This window comes from Limnohabitans sp. 2KL-51, assembly GCF_003063645.1.
GTDB lineage: Bacteria > Pseudomonadota > Gammaproteobacteria > Burkholderiales > Burkholderiaceae_C > Limnohabitans_A.
This window is the reverse complement of record NZ_NESJ01000001.1, coordinates 188,138-206,272: the sequence shown is the minus strand read 5'-3', so window position 1 is coordinate 206,272 and position 18,135 is coordinate 188,138. Positions and strand designations below refer to the sequence as shown.

At 59.6% G+C, this 18,135-nt stretch carries 16 protein-coding genes; 8 read left to right on the top strand and 8 right to left on the bottom strand.

Annotated elements, in window-relative coordinates; all coding sequences use genetic code 11:
• The first annotated feature begins 11 nt into the window (after window positions 1–11).
• Window positions 12–410: a glutaredoxin gene (locus B9Z49_RS00955; protein WP_108351561.1), complete on the top strand. Its 399-nt coding sequence runs from the start codon at window positions 12–14 to the stop codon at window positions 408–410.
• Window positions 411–434: 24 nt separating this feature from the next.
• Here B9Z49_RS00955 and B9Z49_RS00950 read toward each other — a convergent pair whose 3' ends face one another.
• Together B9Z49_RS00950 and B9Z49_RS00945 are read right to left on the bottom strand one after the other, a co-directional pair.
• On the bottom strand, window positions 435–842 hold the full coding sequence (locus B9Z49_RS00950; protein WP_108351560.1) for a PaaI family thioesterase: 408 nt from the start codon (window positions 840–842) through the stop codon (window positions 435–437).
• Window positions 839–1,198: a MerR family transcriptional regulator gene (locus tag B9Z49_RS00945; protein ID WP_108351559.1), complete on the bottom strand. Its 360-nt coding sequence runs from the start codon at window positions 1,196–1,198 to the stop codon at window positions 839–841. The genes B9Z49_RS00950 and B9Z49_RS00945 overlap by 4 nt, the downstream gene beginning before the upstream one ends.
• A 110-nt stretch (window positions 1,199–1,308) precedes the next feature.
• Here B9Z49_RS00945 and B9Z49_RS00940 point away from each other — a divergent pair, with 110 nt between their 5' ends.
• Window positions 1,309–1,617, top strand: coding sequence for a hypothetical protein (locus B9Z49_RS00940; protein ID WP_146188433.1), 309 nt, complete (start codon window positions 1,309–1,311; stop codon window positions 1,615–1,617).
• Window positions 1,618–1,622: 5 nt separating this feature from the next.
• Here B9Z49_RS00940 and B9Z49_RS00935 read toward each other — a convergent pair whose 3' ends face one another.
• Genes B9Z49_RS00935 through B9Z49_RS00915 form a run of 5 tightly spaced genes read right to left on the bottom strand, consistent with a single transcriptional unit; the run spans window position 1,623 to window position 7,198 of the window.
• A complete protein-coding gene (locus B9Z49_RS00935) occupies window positions 1,623–2,654 on the bottom strand; it encodes an ABC transporter ATP-binding protein (protein WP_108351557.1) in 1,032 nt (343 codons plus the stop codon).
• Entirely contained in the window at window positions 2,651–3,745 is a 1,095-nt protein-coding gene (locus tag B9Z49_RS00930; protein ID WP_199224955.1) for an ABC transporter ATP-binding protein, read from the bottom strand. Before B9Z49_RS00930 ends, B9Z49_RS00935 begins: the two co-directional genes overlap by 4 nt.
• Window positions 3,745–4,617 carry an ABC transporter permease gene (locus B9Z49_RS00925; protein ID WP_108351556.1) on the bottom strand — a complete coding sequence of 291 codons (873 nt, stop codon included), beginning with the start codon at window positions 4,615–4,617 and terminating at the stop codon, window positions 3,745–3,747. The genes B9Z49_RS00930 and B9Z49_RS00925 overlap by 1 nt, the downstream gene beginning before the upstream one ends.
• Before the next feature lie 25 nt (window positions 4,618–4,642).
• A complete protein-coding gene (locus tag B9Z49_RS00920; RefSeq protein ID WP_108351555.1) occupies window positions 4,643–5,617 on the bottom strand; it encodes an ABC transporter permease in 975 nt (324 codons plus the stop codon).
• A 30-nt stretch (window positions 5,618–5,647) separates the two neighbouring features.
• Window positions 5,648–7,198, bottom strand: coding sequence for an ABC transporter substrate-binding protein (locus B9Z49_RS00915; RefSeq protein WP_108351700.1), 1,551 nt, complete (start codon window positions 7,196–7,198; stop codon window positions 5,648–5,650).
• A 225-nt stretch (window positions 7,199–7,423) separates the two neighbouring features.
• Here B9Z49_RS00915 and B9Z49_RS00910 point away from each other — a divergent pair, with 225 nt between their 5' ends.
• The 6 genes from B9Z49_RS00910 to B9Z49_RS00885 all read left to right on the top strand — a co-directional run bounded on the left by B9Z49_RS00910 (window position 7,424) and on the right by B9Z49_RS00885 (window position 17,459).
• Entirely contained in the window at window positions 7,424–8,431 is a 1,008-nt protein-coding gene (locus B9Z49_RS00910; RefSeq protein ID WP_108351554.1) for a GlxA family transcriptional regulator, read from the top strand.
• A 90-nt stretch (window positions 8,432–8,521) separates the two neighbouring features.
• A complete protein-coding gene (locus B9Z49_RS00905) occupies window positions 8,522–10,990 on the top strand; it encodes an FAD-dependent oxidoreductase (RefSeq protein WP_108351553.1) in 2,469 nt (822 codons plus the stop codon).
• An 11-nt stretch (window positions 10,991–11,001) separates the two neighbouring features.
• Window positions 11,002–13,011, top strand: a complete 2,010-nt coding sequence (locus tag B9Z49_RS00900) for an amidohydrolase (protein WP_108351552.1) — start codon at window positions 11,002–11,004, stop codon at window positions 13,009–13,011.
• A gap of 336 nt (window positions 13,012–13,347) precedes the next feature.
• Window positions 13,348–14,433 (top strand): tripartite tricarboxylate transporter substrate binding protein, encoded by a 1,086-nt coding sequence (locus tag B9Z49_RS00895; RefSeq protein WP_146188432.1) that lies wholly within the window; start codon window positions 13,348–13,350, stop codon window positions 14,431–14,433.
• Between the two features lie 203 nt (window positions 14,434–14,636).
• Window positions 14,637–15,809 (top strand): serine hydrolase, encoded by a 1,173-nt coding sequence (locus B9Z49_RS00890; protein WP_108351550.1) that lies wholly within the window; start codon window positions 14,637–14,639, stop codon window positions 15,807–15,809.
• 27 nt (window positions 15,810–15,836) lie between these two features.
• Window positions 15,837–17,459: a long-chain-fatty-acid--CoA ligase gene (locus tag B9Z49_RS00885; protein ID WP_108351549.1), complete on the top strand. Its 1,623-nt coding sequence runs from the start codon at window positions 15,837–15,839 to the stop codon at window positions 17,457–17,459.
• Window positions 17,460–17,473: 14 nt separating this feature from the next.
• On the opposite strand, the gene B9Z49_RS00880 is transcribed toward B9Z49_RS00885, so the two are convergent.
• Window positions 17,474–18,094: a glutathione S-transferase family protein gene (locus B9Z49_RS00880; RefSeq protein ID WP_108351699.1), complete on the bottom strand. Its 621-nt coding sequence runs from the start codon at window positions 18,092–18,094 to the stop codon at window positions 17,474–17,476.
• Window positions 18,095–18,135: the final 41 nt, after the last annotated feature.

Here is an 18,135-nt window from a genome sequence, read left to right as displayed (position 1 = left end):
TTGAGGTCTCTATGAAAACCGTGATCCGTACTTTCTTCAGAACCCTGCGCGTTGTGCTGGGCCCCGTGATGCTCCTCAAAGAGCGCCTGACCCAACCGGCTGGCGTGCAACGCGCAGCCGCCGCACAAGACGCAGTCGACCAACAATGCCAAAGCCTGGCGCTGTACCAGTTCAGTACCTGCCCGTTTTGCATCAAGGTGCGCCAGGAAATGCGCCGTCTGTCGCTGCCCATAGAAAAGCGCGACGCGCAGCACCACGCCGCCAACCGCGACGCATTGTTGCAAGCCAGTGGCGCGACCAAGGTGCCCTGCCTGAAGATCACCGAAGCCAATGGCCAAACACGTTGGCTGCAGGACTCGACCGAGATCATGGCCTATTTGCGCGAGCGCTTTTCAGCGCCTGCAGTTTGAGGAACATTCACCGAGATGCATGGCTTACGCGGCGATCACCGTCAGCAAAGTCTGACCATTCGCCACCAACTTCTCGCCTCCTGCATCCACCGCAAACAAATCACAGCTTGTGAAGATCTGCGCTTTGCCCGGTTTGACCACCCGAGCCCGAGCGATGAACTTTTGCCCCACGGCGGGGCGCAAACAGTTGACGGAAAAGTTGGCAGCCAACAAATTCGGCCCTGCCACGGTACCGGCCGCAAAACCGCAGGCGGTGTCGATGAGTGTGCCGATCAGGCCTGCATGCAAATAACCCGAGTACTGACCCACCTCTGCACGCCAGGGCATCTGGATTTCCACAAATCCGGGTTCGGCCACTGTCACCTCAATCCCGCACCAGCGGTTGAACTCGGCCATGGCGTTGATTTTTTTCAGCATCTCCAATGGGCTCATGGTTTTCTCCTGGCTTGGGTTTTGAACCACCCGATGTGGTCCATCAGTTTTTGGCGAAGTGCTTTTTGCTCGCTGATCAGCTGGTCAATCTCGGCCACACGCGCCAGGATCGCCTCGATCATGTCTTGCGCTGACAACTTGCCCGCTTTAAAGCGCGGCAAATACTCGGCAATGAAAGGCAGCGAAAAACCCATCTCCCGAGACATGGCGATGAAGATGACGTGCCTCACGGTTCTCTCTTCGTAATCACGGTATCCATTGGGCAACCTCTGACTTTCAATGAGTCCATCGGCCTCGTACCGCCTCAAGCGGTGCACCGACACCTGGGTCTTGGCAGAGAGTTCTGAAATGCGCATGGATTCAGTCTAGCAACGCTTGCACAGCGCGAGGGTTATGGCCTTTGACACATGGGCGACAAGCCAAAGCGACCGCTGCGCCGCAGGTGATACCCCATCGCACAAGGCTGGTGTACAAAACACCCTTCTACTGGAGCTCCGATGACTGCGTACAAAGCCTTGCCCACGCACAACCCACCGATGTGGGCCTGTGCCCCGAACGCACCCAGCGCCTGATGGACGCGCTGCGCCGCGAAGTGGCCGGTGGTCGGCTGCCGGGTGCGGTGGCCATGGTTGCCCGGCAGCGGGCATCAGCGCCTTGTCTTTGCACCTCTCGTCAGGTGTGTAGCCGCCCCAAGCCGCCAACTTTGGCAACACACCAACGCCCATCACGCGGCCATCCCGCACCGCGACATGGGTGGCCTACGGAGTCATTTTGAGCCGTTCAGGTTGCTTGCGGCAGTTGAATCGGGCCTCTTGCCAAATGGCCACTTACCACCTCAACGCGCCTGCAGCGCACCCAATGCCCGGTGGTGACCTCCACCAACGGAGGCAGCGCCAAAGTGCAAGCCACTTCAGCCACCGGGCAGCGCCCCGCAAAACGGCAACCCACCGGGGGATTGATGGGGCTGGGCGGGTCGCCCGTCAGCTTGATGCGTTGCGTGGCGCGCCGCCGCCCACCCTGCACCGTGGGCACCGCCGACATCAAGGCCACGCTGTAGGGGTGCAACGGGTTGGCAAAGAAATCCTTGCGTGGCGCGCGCTCCACAATTTGGCCCAAGTACATCACCGCAATTTCGTCGCAGATGTGTTCCACCACCGCCATGTCGTGCGAAATAAACAGGTAGGTCAAGCCCAGTTCACGCTGCAGTCGCGTCAGCAAATTCAGAATTTGAGCCCGAATCGCAATGTCCAGTGCCGACACGGGCTCGTCACACACCACGAGTTCCGGGTTGGTTGCCAGTGCCCGCGCTATATTGATACGCTGGCGTTGCCCACCAGAAAACTGGTGAGGAAACAAATGCTGCTGTTCGGGCCGCAGGCCCACTGCCTTAAATAACTCGGCAACCCGCTGCGGCCGCTCAACCGGCGTGCCAACGTTCATCAGGTCAAGCGGCGCTCGCACCGTAGCCCCAGCACGTTCGCGTGGGTTTAAGGAAGAAAACGGGTCCTGAAAAATAATTTGTAAACGCCGACGCTCGCGGCGAAGGGCCTCGCCCGACAGCGCCGTCAAGTCGACCGAACCCAGTTGAATATGCCCGCCCGTGATCGGTGCCAAACGCATCACGGCCAAAGCAGTCGTGGTTTTGCCCGAACCCGACTCCCCCACGATCGCCAGTGTGGTTCCACGGCGGATGTCAAAGGACACCCCATCGACCGCCTGCACCACCTCAGGCTTTGCCAGCCAGCCAGACTTGGCACGTGGGAAATACACCTTAAGGTCGCGAACCGACAACAGGTTATCAGGGTCCGTCATGGCCTACCCTCGCCTGCAGCGCTTGATGCCCCGGTTTCATCAGCCCGCAGCCAGCAGGCCGCTCCATGTCGATACCCGGGGTCTGGCACATCGGGTGCGTGGTCAGCGTCATTTACCGCAAACAGCGGCGGCACCGCAACGGCACAACGCGCCATTGCTTGAGGGCACCTTTCGCGAAAGGCGCAACCTGCACCGAGTTCCCAAATCGATGGCACCATGCCCGCGATTTCCGTCAGGTCATCGCGCTGAGCATTCAAGCTGCTACCCAACTTGGGCAGGCAATCGATCAGACCGCGCGTATAGGGGTGGCTGGGGTGTTCCAGCACCTGGGCCGTGGTGCCCTGCTCAATCACACGCCCGGCATACATCACCAAGACCCGGTCAGCCATTTCGGCCACCGCCCCCATGTCATGCGTGATAAGCAAAATCGCCGTGCCCTTGTCGCGCTGAAGGTCACGCAACAAATCGAAAATCTGGGCCTGCACAGTCACGTCAAGCGCAGTGGTGGGCTCATCGGCAATCAAGATATCGGGGCGGCACGCCAGCGCCATGGCGATCATGACGCGCTGGCGCATACCACCCGAAAACTGATGCGGGTACTCATCCACACGGCGCTCGGGCGCCGGAATACCCACCTGTTTCAGCAGATCCACCGCAGCGTTGCGCGCGGCGGCAGCGTCAAGCCCACCATGCAGACGCAATGACTCGCCAATCTGGTCACCAACCGTGAGCACTGGGTTCAGCGAGGTCATAGGTTCCTGAAAAATCATGGAAATGCGGTTGCCGCGCACATCGCACATGTGCGCCTCGGAAGCGTTAGCCAGGTCAACGCCCTGAAACATAATTTTCCCGCCGCTAATGCGCCCCGGTGGCGACGGGATGAGCCGCAACAGTGCCAGCGCCGTCATACTTTTGCCACACCCTGATTCACCCACAAGGCACAGTGTTTCATTGGCACGAATCTCAAACTCCACCCCATTGAGCACCATCGCGTTGCCACGCCGACTGCTGAATTCAACCCGCAGGTCTTGCACCTTAAGCAGCGGTTGCGGCACGGTTTGAATCGTGACGGGCGGCGGCGTTGTCATCATCAGCGCTCCCTCAACTTGGGGTTCAACGCATCGTTCAGCCCGTCACCAATCAGGCTGACAGCCAGCACCGTCACAAAGATGGCCGCCCCCGGAAACGCCACGGCCCACCAGCACGACAAAACGTATTGCCGGCTTGACCCAATCATCAAACCCCAACTCATTTGATTGGGGTCACCCAGACCCAAAAAAGACAAGCCCGCTTCAAACAAGATGGCCGCACCAATGGCCAAAGTGCCCGACACGATCAAAGGTGGCAGCGCATTGGGCAAAATGACCCGCCAAATAATGCGCGCGTTGCCAGCCCCTATGGCTCGCTCGGCCCGCACAAATTCCAGGTCGCGGTACTTCATGAATTCAGCGCGGGTCAGGCGTGCGGTTCCGGTCCAACTGACGAGGCCAATCGCCAGCGTGACGATGGTGAGCTTGGCCCCAAACAACGACACCACCACCATTGCAAACAGCAAGGCTGGCAACACCTGAAAGAACTCGGTGACGCGCATCAAAATCGCATCAACCCTGCCGCCGTAATACCCTGCCATGGCTCCCAGCGTGATGCCGATGCTGACCGACAGCAGCGCCGCCACTGCGCCCACAAGCAACGTGGCGCGACCGCCGTAAATCAGCGTCGTCAAAACATCACGCCCCAAATAGTCGGTGCCAAGCCAGGCTTCTTCAGTGAAAGGTGCCGTCAGGGGCGCTGCACGAATCTCAAACGGGTCGGCCCCATAAATCAGCGGCCCAACGATGGACACCAGTATCACCAGCAAAAGGATGACCATGCCAGCATTGGCCGCCGGGTTGCGCACAAACATACGCAGGGCTTCTACCGTTGGGTGTTCCACTTTAGCGGCAGCGTTGGCAATTTGAGTCATGGGCGATTCACAGCGGTCAATCGGTCTATTGCGCGTTAATGCGGGGGTCAATCAGGCGATAGACCATGTCGGTGACCTGATTCATCACCACCACCACTATTGACGCAAATAACAACACACCCAGGATGGTCGGATAGTCGCGTCGCAACACGGATTCAAACGCCAGTCGCCCAAGACCGGGCCAGTTAAAAACTGTCTCCACCAAAATGGCTCCCGCCATCACGTTTCCAAATTGCAGGCCCAGCACAGTCACCACAGGCAGCAACGCATTGCGCAGCGCATGTTTGTAAAGCACCACCCGGTCTGCCAGACCTTTCGCACGCGCGGTGCGAATGAAATCTGCCCCCAGCACATCGAGCATGGCCGCGCGCGACAAGCGGCTGTATTGCGCTAGATAAACCAGCCCCAGCGTGAATGTTGGCAGCACCAAGTGGTGCAAAACGTCCAGCACATCGGCAATGCCGCCACCGCTTGAATCAATGGAGCGCATGCCAGCCACCGGCAAAATGGGAAACACCGAGGCAAACAAAATCACCAGCATGATGCCCATCCAGAATACAGGTGCGGCAAAGCCGACCATGCTCAGCACCGTGATGAACTGCGACAAAACGCCGTTGGGTTTGCGCGCCGACAGCACGCCCAGCGTCGTTCCCATCACAAAGGCTGAAAGCACGGCCCCCAACACCAGCAATAAGGTGGCAGGTACCCGCTCACCAATCAACGAGGCCACCGGTAGGTTGAAAAAATACGAGTACCCCAAATCACCGCTAAGCACTTTGCCCATGTAAACGGCAAGTTGGACATACAGCGGCTTGTCCAACCCATATTGCAAGCGCAATTGCGCCATCAGCTCCGGGCTCATGCCGCCACTGACACCGGCAATGGTTTCAACCGGGTCGCCCGGTGCCGCGTGCACCAAAATGAAGTTGAGCACCACCACGGCCAGCACCAGCGCCAAGGCCTGCAAGACACGCGATAAAAGTTGTCGAAAAAAACGCATCAGGCGACCTGCTCCGGTTGTGAGTTCAGGCTATTTCAAATAGACCTCGTCAAACGGTGAGGCTGTGCCCCAAATCGTGCTCGGCACGTTACCCACCTTTTTTTGGCTGATGGTGTGATAGCCCACTTGGTCGATAAAGTAGACCGGTAATTCATCGGTAACGATCTTTTGAAACGCAGCGTAATAGGCCTTGCGCTGGGTTGGGTCCATCACACTCCCTGCGGAATTGAGCAACACATCCACCTTGGGGTTGTTGTACGACTGCGTATTGGTCCATACGATAGGGCGGATATTGGTCGACAAATAGGTACGGTGCACTCCGATGATGGGATCGCCCCAGTTGAAGTTGGCATCCATCGACATGTCAAAGTCTCGGGTGGCCATTTTTTTGGCCCACGATGGAAAGTCCGCTGAGGTGCGCACTTCAACCGTGATACCCACTTTTTTAAGCGCAGTGCGGATGTACTCGGCCGGGTTTTTTTGCTGATCGTCTGGACCCGGGTAAAAGTCAATCGTCAATTTGAATCGCTCGCCATTGGGCCCAGCCTTATAACCCGCTGCGTCCAGCATGGCGGCGGCTTTTTTGACATCAAACGGATAGCGCACCGTGTCAGTCACATGAAACGGGCTAGAACTGTGAATGGGGCTGTCTGCCACGGGTGAATAACCGCCTTGCAGCGCTTTGCTGATGAAGTTCTTGTCAATGGCTGTGGCAATGGCCTTGCGCACCGCCAGATCGGACAGGGGTTTGCGGGTCAGGTTAAAGGCCAACCAGTTGATGGCACCAATGCCTTCATAGCCCTTGGGCGAAATAACCAGCTTCGGGTTAGCCGCCAGCCGCTTCAAATCGGCCGGGGCGGAGGTGAAGGGCACGATGTGAATATCGCCGCGCTCCAGCCCCAGCATCAGGCTGGCCGCATCGGGGTTGATGCTCAGGATCAACTTGTCAAGATAGGGTTTGCCAGGCAAAAAGAATTTGTCAAAACGCTCAAGCACCGTGCGCTGGCCTGCTTTGAACTCGACCAACCTGAATGGCCCTGAACCCACCACATCAACACTGTTGCGCGGATGGTTCTTGACGTCCTGGCCATCGCCATAAATGTGCTTTGGCAAGATGGGGCACAACGCTGGCGACATGGCCAACACAATGGCGGGATGTGGCACGTTCATGCGGATGATGGCAGTCAGCGGGTCAGGCGTTTCCACTTTTTCAACCGGGCCCATCATGGAAGAAAACGGGTGGTTGGCCTTGATCGTCATGATAGAAAATGCCACATCCTCTGATGTAATTGGCTTGCCATCATGAAACACCGCCCCTTTGCGCAAATTGAGGGTGAGCGACTTGCCATCAGCCGCCAGGCTCCATTTCTCGGCCAGGTAGGGTTGGGCATTCCATTTGTCGTCAAAACGCAGCGGGCTGGCAAACAACTGGGTAGACGGCAGCGCGGTGGCTGCACCTGATTGAACTGCCCCATTCAAATGACGCGCCACCTGGGTGCTGCCCAGCACCAGCGTGCCGCCGCGTTTTATGTCTTGCGCAAAGGCGTGGGCACTCGCCAAACAAGCCAGCCCCACCAGCATGGCCGTGCGAAGGCGTGAAGACTTTGGCGATTGAGTCAGGGCTTGGGGCATGAAAAATCCTCTCTGGGGTCGACAGAACGGGCAGTATGGGCTGGACGAGTTGGCCAGCTTAGGAATTTGAATTGTGGTTGCATCGAACCAAGGCATTCATGCGATTTGTGCCATGCAATTGACGATTTACGCCATCACTCTCACAATGCTTTGACAACACTCTGATAATTCACCATGTCACTTTCTGAACCCGCCACCGCTCAAATGCCCGGCCCTATAGGTTTTGTCCTGATTCCCCAGTTTGCGGTCATGGCACTGGCCTCGGCCATTGAGCCGCTTCGTATTGCCAACCGGTACCTTAAGACACCTTACACCTGGCGGCTGCTCTCACTGGATGGCAATGCGGTGGCTGATGACAACGGCATTTTGATTCAGCCCCATGGCAGCATCGCTGAAGAGCAGGCATTGGGCACAGTCATTCTGTGTGCCGACATTCAGCCTGACCGTTATTACACCCACGCGCTTAGAACCTGGCTGCACCGCCTTAAGGCCAATGGCACAACTTTGGGTGCCATGGACACCGGTTGCTTTTTGCTGGCGCGCGCCGGCCTGCTTGACGGCTGCCGCGTCACCATGCATTGGGAAGTGGTGGATGCGTTTCGCGAGCGATTTCCAAAAATTGAGGTGACGCAGACGCTATTTGAAATTGGGAAGCTTCGCCTGACCTGTGCCGGTGGCACAGCAGCCATCGACATGATGCTCAGCGCCATTGCCATGGACCACGGTCCTGACCTGGCCAATCGCGTCGCAGAACACTGCCTGCACGATCATCCGAGATCGGGCGACGCCGCACAGCGCACTGCGTTGACCACTCGCACCCGGGTTCATCACCCTGCTTTGGCGACCGCTTTGGCGATTCTGGAGGCAACGCTGGACCGGGCTGTGGGTGTGCAGGAACTGGCGGCGGCAACCGACTTATCGGCACGCCAGCTATTGCGACTATTTGCCCAGGTTTTGGGTGAAGGCCCCAGCCGCTACCACCGCCGTTTGCGCCTTGAACACGCGCGCAGCTTGCTGCGCAACACCGCCATCACCGTCACCGAGACATCGGTGGCGGTGGGGTTTGAATCATTGGCCCACTTTTGCCGCGCCTATCGCCAGCAATATGGCGAGGCACCCGGTGCCGATCGCCAGGCCAGCCGGCCCGGCCTGCCACTTCTGCGCGATCGGGTAAAGGCGTAATTCATCAATAGGCAGTCACTTTTCATCAAATCGACAAGAGCGGCCAACCGTACATTGCGTGAACTTGAACGATCGAAAGTGCAGCCGCCCATGAAACCCATTCCTGCCAAAGCAGATGTCGTCATCATTGGCGGCGGCATTATTGGTTGCTCAGTCGCATACCACCTGACCTTACTTGGCATCAAGGATGTGGTGTTGCTGGAACGCCGACAGCTGACCTGCGGCACGACTTGGCATGCCGCCGGGTTGGTGCCACAGTTGCGCGCCACCCGCACGCTGACCGAGTTGGCCAAATACACGTCAGAACTGCTTAAAACACTGGAAGCCAAAACCGGGCAGGCAACCGGGTTCAAGCAAAACGGCTCGGTGGCGGTTGCCTTAAACGAGGCCCGCTTTGAAGAGTTCAAGCGCACCGGGGCAATGGGGCGCGCTTTTGGTGTCGAGGTTGAGTTCTTGACGCCCAGCGATGTGCTGGCCAAATATCCTTTGCTCTCGGGCAAGGGGGTGGTTGGAGGACTTTGGACGCCCAATGACGGCCAGACCAACCCGGTGGACACCACTATGGCCTATGCCAAAGGCGCCAAACAAGGTGGCGCACTCATTTTTGAAGACAGCGAAGTGACCGAGATTTTGGTCGAAAACGGCCGCGCTGTGGGTGTCAAGGTGCGCTCTGCCAACACCAACGGCGAAGTGCACGAATTGCGCGCTGGCACTGTCGTGCTGGCCGCAGGCATGTGGAGTCACTGGATCGCCCGCCCGCACGGCATCCGGCTGCCCTTGCAAGCGGCAGAACACTTCTACATCGTCACTGAAGCGATTGCCACCGTGCCCAAAGATTTACCGGTTTTGCGCGTGCCTGACGAATGGGCCTATTACAAAGAAGACGCTGGCAAATTGCTGGTGGGCGCGTTTGAGCCGGTGGCCAAGCCCTGGGGCCTCAATGGCATACCCAAAGACTTTTGCTTTGACGAACTACCCCAAGACTTTGATCACTTCGAGCCCGTCTTGCGCAAAGCGATGGAACGCGTTCCGGTTCTGCAAACCACCGGCATTGCCACCTGGTTTAACGGCCCTGAGAGCTTCACGCCTGATGACCGCTACTTGCTGGGTGAAACCGCTGAAGTACGTGATCTGTTTGTCGCTTGCGGTTTCAATTCGATTGGCATTCAAAGTTCGGGGGGGGCGGGCAAGGTGCTGGCCCAGTGGATTCAGGACCGACACGTGCCGATCGACATCCCCGGCATGGAAGTGCGCCGAATGCACCCCTGCCAAGGAACTCGGGCTTACTTGAAGGACCGCACCACCGAGAGCCTGGGCTTACTGTACGCCATGCATTGGCCGTTTCGGCAGTTTGAAACCGCTCGCGGGGCCAGACGCACGGCCTTTCATGACCGGCTGATCGCGCAAGGTGCCTGCATGGGTGAACTCAGCGGCTGGGAGCGCGCCAACTGGTATGACACGCCGGGCTCTACCCCACGCTATGAGTACAGTTTTGGCCACGCCAACTGGTTTGCCAAAACAGCCGCCGAATGCCAGGCGGTGCGAGATGGCGTGGCCTTGTTTGACCAGTCGTCCATGGCCAAATTCATGGTGCAGGGCCGGGATGCCTGCAAGGTGTTGAACCGCATCAGCACGGCCAATGTGGATGTGCCCATCGGCCGCATTGTTTACACGCAATGGCTGAACCAGCACGGCGGCATCGAGGCCGACCTCACCGTGACCCGTTTGGCGATGGACCGCTTTTTAGTGGTGACGTCCGTCTCGTCGCATATTCGGGACCTGGCCTACTTGATTGAACACACCCCCGCCGATGCTTTTTGCACGGTGACCGATGTGACCTCTGGCCTGCCAATGCTGGGGTTGATGGGACCCAAATCACGCGCCCTGTTGTACGAGCTGAGTGGGGCGGACCTTAGCAACCAAGCCTTTGCGTTTGGCACTTCCGTCGAGATCGAAATCGGCTATGCCGTGGTAAGGGCAAGCCGCATTACCTATGTAGGCGAGTTGGGTTGGGAGTTGTACATTCCCGCCGAATTTGCGTTGCACGTGTTTGACCGGATCCTGCAAGCAGGCGATGCCTATGGCCTCAAGCTGGCCGGGTTTCATGCCATCAACGCCTGCCGCACCGAAAAAGGCTACCGGCATTGGGGGCACGACATCGGCATGCAAGACACGCCAGCCCAAGCTGGGCTGAGCTTTACCTGCGCGCTCGATAAGCCCGGCGGATTCATCGGCCGGGATGCAGTTCTGGCTCAAAAGTTACAAGGCCCACCCAAAAAACGCCTGGTGCAATTCAAGATGGCTGACCCCGCCGAATTGCTGGTCCACGAGGAGCCAATTTTTGCAAACGGCGTGGCTGTAGGCGTGGTGACCTCTGGCATGTACGGCCACCGTGTCCAAGCCTCATTGGGCATGGGCTACGTGACGCTGGAGGTGCCCATCACGAATGAAGTTCTTCGCGCTACACAATTTGAAATTGGTGTTGCAGAGCGCCGCGTAAGCGCCCTTGCCCAGCTCGGCCCGTGGTACGACCCCACCCATGAACGCACCAAATCTTGAGGAATCGCCCCATGACATCTGCCCCAAACTCCGCGATCGAGATAACCCCTGATGCGGCCACCCGCCCTGGCGTTTTGCGCATATTCATTGCCCGACAAATCTTGACGATGGACGAGTCTCTGCCAACCGCCACGGCAGTCGGCGTGATTGACGACCGAATCGTTGCCGTGGGCGATTTGGCATCCATGGCGCCGTGGCGCGCAGGCCGCGAGGTGGTGGTGGACGAGCGCCTCAAGGACATGGTACTGATGCCGGGCTTTATCGACAACCATGTTCACCCGTTTTTGGGTGCCCTGCTCACCCCCATGGAAATCATTGCGCCCGAGGCATGGCGCATGGAAGGCGGGCGAATGGCCCCGGCCGCCAACACGCCCGAGCGCTACCTAGAACTGCTCAAAGAACGCCTGGCTGCCCGCACTGACAAGACCGACTGGTTCATCAGCTTTGGCTACCAGCCGTCTGAACATGGGCGTTGGACCCGCACCGAGCTCGACCTGCTGTGCCCGGATCGTCCTGTGATTTTGTGGCAGCGCTCGTTTCATGAAACCTACCTGAACACTGCCGCCCTTGACAAGCTGGGCATGACCCAGGAGTTGGTCGGGAACCACCCGCAGATCAACCTGGCTAAGGGTCACTTTTTCGAGACTGGCAACAAGTTGGTGATGGGCCGATTGATGCCCTATCTGTTGCGCCCAGAGTGGTACCACCGGGGCTTGAACGTGACGGCAGAACTGATGCATCAGGGCGGCATCACCACGGCTGGCGACATGCTATTTGGTGCTATGGGGGCCGAATACGAGTTTGCCGCGCTGGAGGCCTGCATTGAAAAGCCAGAACGCCCACTGCGCATCATCAACATTGCAGATGCCCGCAGCGCGTCCAACCGGGCTATTGGCAAGCAGGTGATGGGCTTGCCGACCGAGTGCCCACCGTTTGCCCAAGGGCTGGTCGCGATTGAGGCACTGCGCAAGCGTGAGAGCCGTCGCGTCAAGTTTTCAAAGGCTGTGAAGCTGTTCGCCGACGGCGCCATGTTTTCCCAATTGATGATGATGAACCCGCCAGGCTACATCGACGGGCATCACGGGGAATGGCTGATGTCGCCTGAAGTTCTGGCCAAGGGCGTGGAAGTATTTTGGGATGCCGGCTACCAAATTCATGTGCACGTGAATGGCGATGCAGGCATGGATTCCGTGTTGACGGCACTGTCTGCCGCGCAGGAGCGCAAGCCGCGGTTCGATGCGCGCTTCATGATGCACCACGTGGGCTTTCACACCAATGCGCAGTCGCAGCGCATGGCCGCGCTGGGGGCACACGCGTCGGTCAACGCCTACTACATCCACGCGCTGGCAGACGGTTACGCCAGGCTGGGATTGGGCCAGGAACGGGCTGACCAGATTGTGCGGGCCGGCTCCATGGTCAGACATGGCATGCGGGTGTCGTTTCATTCTGACTTCATGATGGCCCCGATGGAGCCCCTGCTGCTGGCCTGGTGCGCAGCCACACGCACCACCCAATCAGGGCGAACCGTGTCGCCCCAGGAGTGCCTGAGTCTGGAGCAGGCTCTGCGCGGCATCACTATCGATGCCGCCTTCGGCCTGAATCTGGACCATGAGATTGGCTCCATCGTTGCGGGCAAAAAAGCCGACTTCACCGTATTGCTGGATGACCCGCATGCGCTGGGCGCAAAAGGGCTCAAAGACGTGCGCGTGGCCGGCACGGTGTTTGAAGGTGAACTGCATCTGTTGCCCACGCCTTTGGCGAGTTCTCTCGCAACGCAGCATACAGACGGGCCTGTAGCGGTCGCATCGCCCAGTCGAACGCGCGTGCTACCGGCAACGCGCATGGACTTGGCTGGCATCGATTTGGTTGGCATTGACTTGACAGCGCCAACATCTGCCAACCGCTATCGGCCGATAGCCGCAACGTGTTGCACCACCGATGGCGACCCCTGCGTTTTCTTGCGCCAATTGGCTGGCTGGGCCGAAGGATGGTCAGGCGCGCCACTGAACAACTCGAACTGAATGCTGTTTTTTACTTGGCAAACTCATGAGCAATGATGGGGGCTACCGATCTCTTTTATCTGAAAATCAGGTTCTATGTCCCCAAAACAGGCAAAACGCGTCGCCTAGAGCTTCTCGTCGCGCATCCGGTACCACTTGTAGCAAATTCTTTGGCCCATATCGAAACCCTTGCTGCGTCCGCATGAAGGCCTTGCCTGGCCGATCCACCGCCAAAATGCGCTGTTCGCCAGAAGCCAGTCTGCTGGCGCGATTTGCGCCCCGTCCCCCATCTGCACATCACCACATTCCGCCCACAGCGGTGGCCCGCGCGCCAAGTGCGCTGACAGTCTGCGGCCCATGGCGCAATCCGGCAATTCATTGGCACGCATGGTCAATAACGATCTGCGCGAACACCGTATATTTCCAGCTCGTGTCGCGGCCCGTCGGTCGCGCGATGCCAACCAAGGATCGTCCATGCCCTCGTTATTGAAGAGCTTATTCACCGCGCTGGCCCTGGCCCTGGCGTGTAGCGCCCCAGCCAACGCCCAGTGGAAACCAAGCAAGCCCATACGCATCGTTGTTCCGTTCACGCCCGGTGGCGGCACCGACCAGCAGGCGCGGCGCATCGCAGTCGCGTTGGCCGAGGCACTGGGCGTGCCGGTCATCGTCGACAACAAACCGGGCGCCGGCACGCTGGTGGGCACGCGTGAAGTTGCGAAGGCGGCGCCTGATGGCTCCACACTGCTTTACACCGTCGCAGCGATGACGCAGATGCCACACCTGTATGCAACACCGCCCTACGACCTTTTCAAGGACTTCACGCCCATCACGCCTGGCTCAATGGGCGGCACCGTGCTTGTGGCGCGTCAGGATGCGCCGTTTTCCACCGTGCGCGAGATGGTCGACTATGCCAAACGCAACCCGGGCAAACTCAATGTAGCGTCGTACGGCATCGGCACAACGGGGCATCTGAACATCGAGTTCCTTAAGCGGGTCGCCGGCATCGACGTCACCCACATCCCCTATCCGGGTCCGGCGCAGGCCAACCAAGACCTGTATGCCGGGCGCATCGACATGTTCTTCGACGGCCCCACCACCGCCAGCGCCAGTTCCAAGAGCGGGCGGACGAAATTGATCGCGGCTGCCACGGAAAAACGCATCCCGTCGCTACCGGACCTGCAGACCTTCCACGAGGCCGGGCTCGATTTCGGCATCGACGGCTGGATCGCCTTTTTCGGGCCGGGCGGCATGAGGCCGGAGATCGTGGCGACACTGCACAAGGAAATTGCACGTATCGTCAATACGCCGGAGTTCCGCAAATTCATTTTCGAGAGTGGGCTGGATTACGGGGGCATGACGCCCGCCGACTTCACGACCAAGGTGCGCTCCGACTATGAACGTTGGGGTCGGGTCATCCGCGAAGCAGCCGTCAAGCTCGACTGACCGGAGGCAAGCCCCAGCCCATGAAGGTGCGCAGGATACGACGGCGCTAACCGATCTGTGCCTGGGCCACAGCGGTCTCATCGATCCTACTGACCGGGCCACGCCCCGGACTTCAGCACAGATATATGGACGCAGCGGTTGCTTTAGGTGATACATCAACCGCAGGGGCTGCTGTACAAAGCGTGCTTGTTTTGGAGCACCTCATGACGATGACCCCTCTTGCCCACGCCCACCCCACCGATTTGGGCCTGTGCCCCGAACGCACGCAGCGCCTGATGGACGTGCTGCGCCGCGAAGTGGCCAGTGGCAGGTTACCCGGTGCGGTGGCCATGGTTGCCCGGCGCGGGAAGATCGGTTTGTTCGAGGCCGTGGGCCAGCAAGACCCCGGCACGGGCACGCCCATGAAAACCGACAGCATCTTCCGCATCTATTCGATGACCAAGCCGTTGGTGTCGGTGGCGGTGATGATGCTGGTCGAGCGCGGACAGTTGCTCTTGAGCGACCTGGTCAGCCGCTGGATGCCCGAGTACGCGAACCAACAGGTGGCCACGGCCCGAGGCCTTGAGCCCGTGCGACAAGCCGCCACGGTGCAAGACCTGCTGCGCCACACGGCGGGCCTGACCTATGAATTTTTGGGTGACTCGGCCGTGCAGCACCAATACGGCGCGGTGAATATCGCCTCACGCGAGCGGACCAATGCCGAGTTTTCGCAAACACTTGCCTCTTTGCCGCTGCAGTTCCAGCCTGGCACCGTGTGGGCCTACAGCCGCGCCACCGATGTATTGGGCCGACTGGTCGAGGTGGTGAGCGGGCAAGGTTTGGGTGCATTCTTGCAAACTGAGATCTTGGGTCCATTGGGCATGGTGGATACGGGCTTTGCCGTGCCACCCGAGCAGCAGCACCGCATTGCAGAGCCCTTTTCGCACGACCCCGACGGCGGCGTGCGCAGGGAAATGCTGGAGCCACGCCAAGTGCCTGCCATGGAAGCCGGCGGCGGCGGCCTGATGTCCACCGCCATGGACTACACCCGCTTTTTGCAGTGTCTGCGCAACCGGGGCGAATTGGATGGTGTGCGCCTGCTCGGCCCGCACACGGTGGACTACATGACCGCCGATCATCTGGGCGGCATGCCGTCCGACGGCACCTTGCTGCCACCCGGCCACGGCTTTGGACTCGGGTTTGCCGTGCGCACCCATTTGGGCCTGTCGCCCGTGCCCGGCTCGGTGGGGCTTTATTACTGGGGCGGCATCGCGGGCACCACATTCTTTGTGGACCCGGCGCTCGACCTGTACGCGATGCTGATGGTTCAGGCGCCCAACCAACGGGATTACTATCGCCCATTGTTCCGCGACTTGGTGTACGCGGCGTTAATGTAAAAATTCAAAACACTGAAGACAAAAACCATGTCCACATCCGGCCTCATGATGAACCGCCCGCTGCTCATTTCGGGCATCCTTGAACACGCCGCCGCGCAGTTTGGCGAGACGGAAATCGTCTCACGCGAAACGCATGGCCCTCTGCACCGCACCACTTACGCCGAAACCGCAAAGCGCTCACGTCAATTGGCCAATGCTTTGGCCAATATGGGCCTGAAGGTGGGCAGCGCGGTCGGCTCGATCGCCTGGAACAACCACCGCCACCTGGAGGCTTATTACGCCGTCTCGGGGAGCGGCATGGTCATGCACACCTGCAACCCGCGCCTGCACCCGCAGCAGCTGATCTATGTGATCAACCACGCAGAAGACGAGGTGGTGCTGTTTGACGCCACCTTTGCACCGCTGGTCAAAGGCATTGCCGCGCTTTGCCCCAAAGTTCGCGCTTGGGTGTGCCTGGCCGATGCGGCCAATACGCCCACCATCGAGGGCGTCGCCAACGTGCAGAACTACGAAGGCCTGATCACCGGCCACAGCGACACCTTCAACTGGCCCGAGCTGGACGACCAAACCGGCGCTGCGCTTTGCTATACCTCAGGCACCACGGGCAACCCCAAGGGCGTGCTGTACACGCACCGCGCCATCGTGCTGGATGCGACCACCGCCTGCCTGCCCGATGTGCTGGGCTTCTCCACGCAAGAGACTGTTTTGCCGGTTGTGCCCATGTTCCACATCAACGCCTGGTGCATCCCCTATGCCGCGCTGGTGGCGGGCACCAAGCTGGTCTTGCCCGGCCCCAAGCTCGACGGTGCCAGCCTGTTCGAATTGATGGACAGTGAGCAAGTCACCATCAGCGCAGGCGTGCCCACCATCTGGATGGGTCTGATCCAGCACGTTGAGCAAAACAACTTGCGCTTTGCCCACATGAAGCGCACCTGCGTGGGCGGCTCGGCCATGCCGATGGCGCTGATCGCCAAGTTCATGGACAACTACGGCGTAGAAGTGCGCCACGGCTGGGGCATGACCGAGACCACGGCTGTCGCCACCATGAGCAACCTGAGCCGCGCGGACCGCCTCAAGCCCGCCGCCGAGCAGCACGCGATCGTGGCCAAGCAAGGCAAAACTGTCTCGGGGATCGAGATCAAGATCGTCGATGAAAACGGTGTCACTCTGCCCCGCGACGGCACCTCCCAAGGCGAGCTGATGGTGCGCGGCCAGTGGATCGTGGAGCGTTATTTCAAGGCCGAGAAAACCGCGCTGGTGGACGGCTGGTTCCCCACCGGCGACATCGCCACCATCGACGCGAACGGCACCATGCAAATTCGCGATCGCACCAAAGACGTGATCAAAACCGGTGGCGAGTGGATCAGCTCGATCGACCTGGAAAACGCCGCGATCGGTCACCCCGCTGTGGCCATGGCGGCTGTCATTGGCGTCAAGCACCCCAAGTGGGACGAGCGCCCGTTGCTGTTCATCGTGCGCAAGCCAGGGCAGTCGCTTGAGAAACAAGAGATCCTCGACTTCCTCACCACCAAAGTCGCCAAGTGGTGGGTGCCCGACGATGTGGTCTTCCTCGAATCGCTGCCGGTGGGCGGCACCGGCAAGGTTCAGAAGAACGACCTGCGCAAGGACTATGGCGGCGTGTTCAGCTGATCATTTTCAGCCGATCAGACTTTGGCGCTGGGCCGCTCGTTGATGCGATCGCGCCAAGCCTGCAAGGCCAGCATGCCCTCTTCGCCGGGCACAAACTTCATCAGGCCCCGAGCAAACTCCAGCGCGCAAAACGCGGTGATGTCGGCGATGGTGAAACGTTCACCCGCGATGAAGGGCTGGCTTTGCAGGCGTTGGTCAAAACCACGGGCCACATCCCGCACCTTCTCGGCCTGAGAGCGGCCAAACTCGGGGAATTGCGGTTTCTCTAAAGCCGCCAGCCCCGGGTGGCTGTGGCGGATCGCGTTGGCAATGCCGCCCAACAAATACAGCTCCACCTGCCGGTCGGCCATCTCGATGAAACCGCGCTCGTCGCCGTCCACGCCCATCAGGTTGGGCTCGGGAAAGCGGCCCTCCAGCAATGTGCAAATCGCCCGTGTCTCGGTGATCACGCGGCCATCATCCAGCTCCAGCGCGGGCACTTTGGCCAGCGGGCTTTTGGCCAGGTATTCGGGCGTGCGGTGCTCGCCGCCGTTCAGGTCCATGTTGACCATCTCGATGCCGGTGATGTTTTTTTCGATCAAAAACATCAGCACCCGACGGGGGCTAGGCGCGCGGTGGGCGGTATAGAGCTTCATGGTTTTTCCTTTTTTGGGCAGAGGCATGTACAAGTCTTCTG

Coding starts and splice junctions, on each gene's coding strand:
- B9Z49_RS00955 (WP_108351561.1), top strand. CDS start 12: ATGAAAACCGTGATCCGTACTTTCTTCAGAACCCTGCGCGTTGTGCTG.
- B9Z49_RS00950 (WP_108351560.1), bottom strand. CDS start 842: ATGAGCCCATTGGAGATGCTGAAAAAAATCAACGCCATGGCCGAGTTC.
- B9Z49_RS00945 (WP_108351559.1), bottom strand. CDS start 1,198: ATGCGCATTTCAGAACTCTCTGCCAAGACCCAGGTGTCGGTGCACCGC.
- B9Z49_RS00935 (WP_108351557.1), bottom strand. CDS start 2,654: ATGACGGACCCTGATAACCTGTTGTCGGTTCGCGACCTTAAGGTGTAT.
- B9Z49_RS00930 (WP_199224955.1), bottom strand. CDS start 3,745: ATGATGACAACGCCGCCGCCCGTCACGATTCAAACCGTGCCGCAACCG.
- B9Z49_RS00925 (WP_108351556.1), bottom strand. CDS start 4,617: ATGACTCAAATTGCCAACGCTGCCGCTAAAGTGGAACACCCAACGGTA.
- B9Z49_RS00920 (WP_108351555.1), bottom strand. CDS start 5,617: ATGCGTTTTTTTCGACAACTTTTATCGCGTGTCTTGCAGGCCTTGGCG.
- B9Z49_RS00915 (WP_108351700.1), bottom strand. CDS start 7,198: ATGCTGGTGGGGCTGGCTTGTTTGGCGAGTGCCCACGCCTTTGCGCAA.
- B9Z49_RS00910 (WP_108351554.1), top strand. CDS start 7,424: ATGTCACTTTCTGAACCCGCCACCGCTCAAATGCCCGGCCCTATAGGT.
- B9Z49_RS00905 (WP_108351553.1), top strand. CDS start 8,522: ATGAAACCCATTCCTGCCAAAGCAGATGTCGTCATCATTGGCGGCGGC.
- B9Z49_RS00900 (WP_108351552.1), top strand. CDS start 11,002: ATGACATCTGCCCCAAACTCCGCGATCGAGATAACCCCTGATGCGGCC.
- B9Z49_RS00895 (WP_146188432.1), top strand. CDS start 13,348: ATGGCGCAATCCGGCAATTCATTGGCACGCATGGTCAATAACGATCTG.
- B9Z49_RS00890 (WP_108351550.1), top strand. CDS start 14,637: ATGACGATGACCCCTCTTGCCCACGCCCACCCCACCGATTTGGGCCTG.
- B9Z49_RS00885 (WP_108351549.1), top strand. CDS start 15,837: ATGTCCACATCCGGCCTCATGATGAACCGCCCGCTGCTCATTTCGGGC.
- B9Z49_RS00880 (WP_108351699.1), bottom strand. CDS start 18,094: ATGAAGCTCTATACCGCCCACCGCGCGCCTAGCCCCCGTCGGGTGCTG.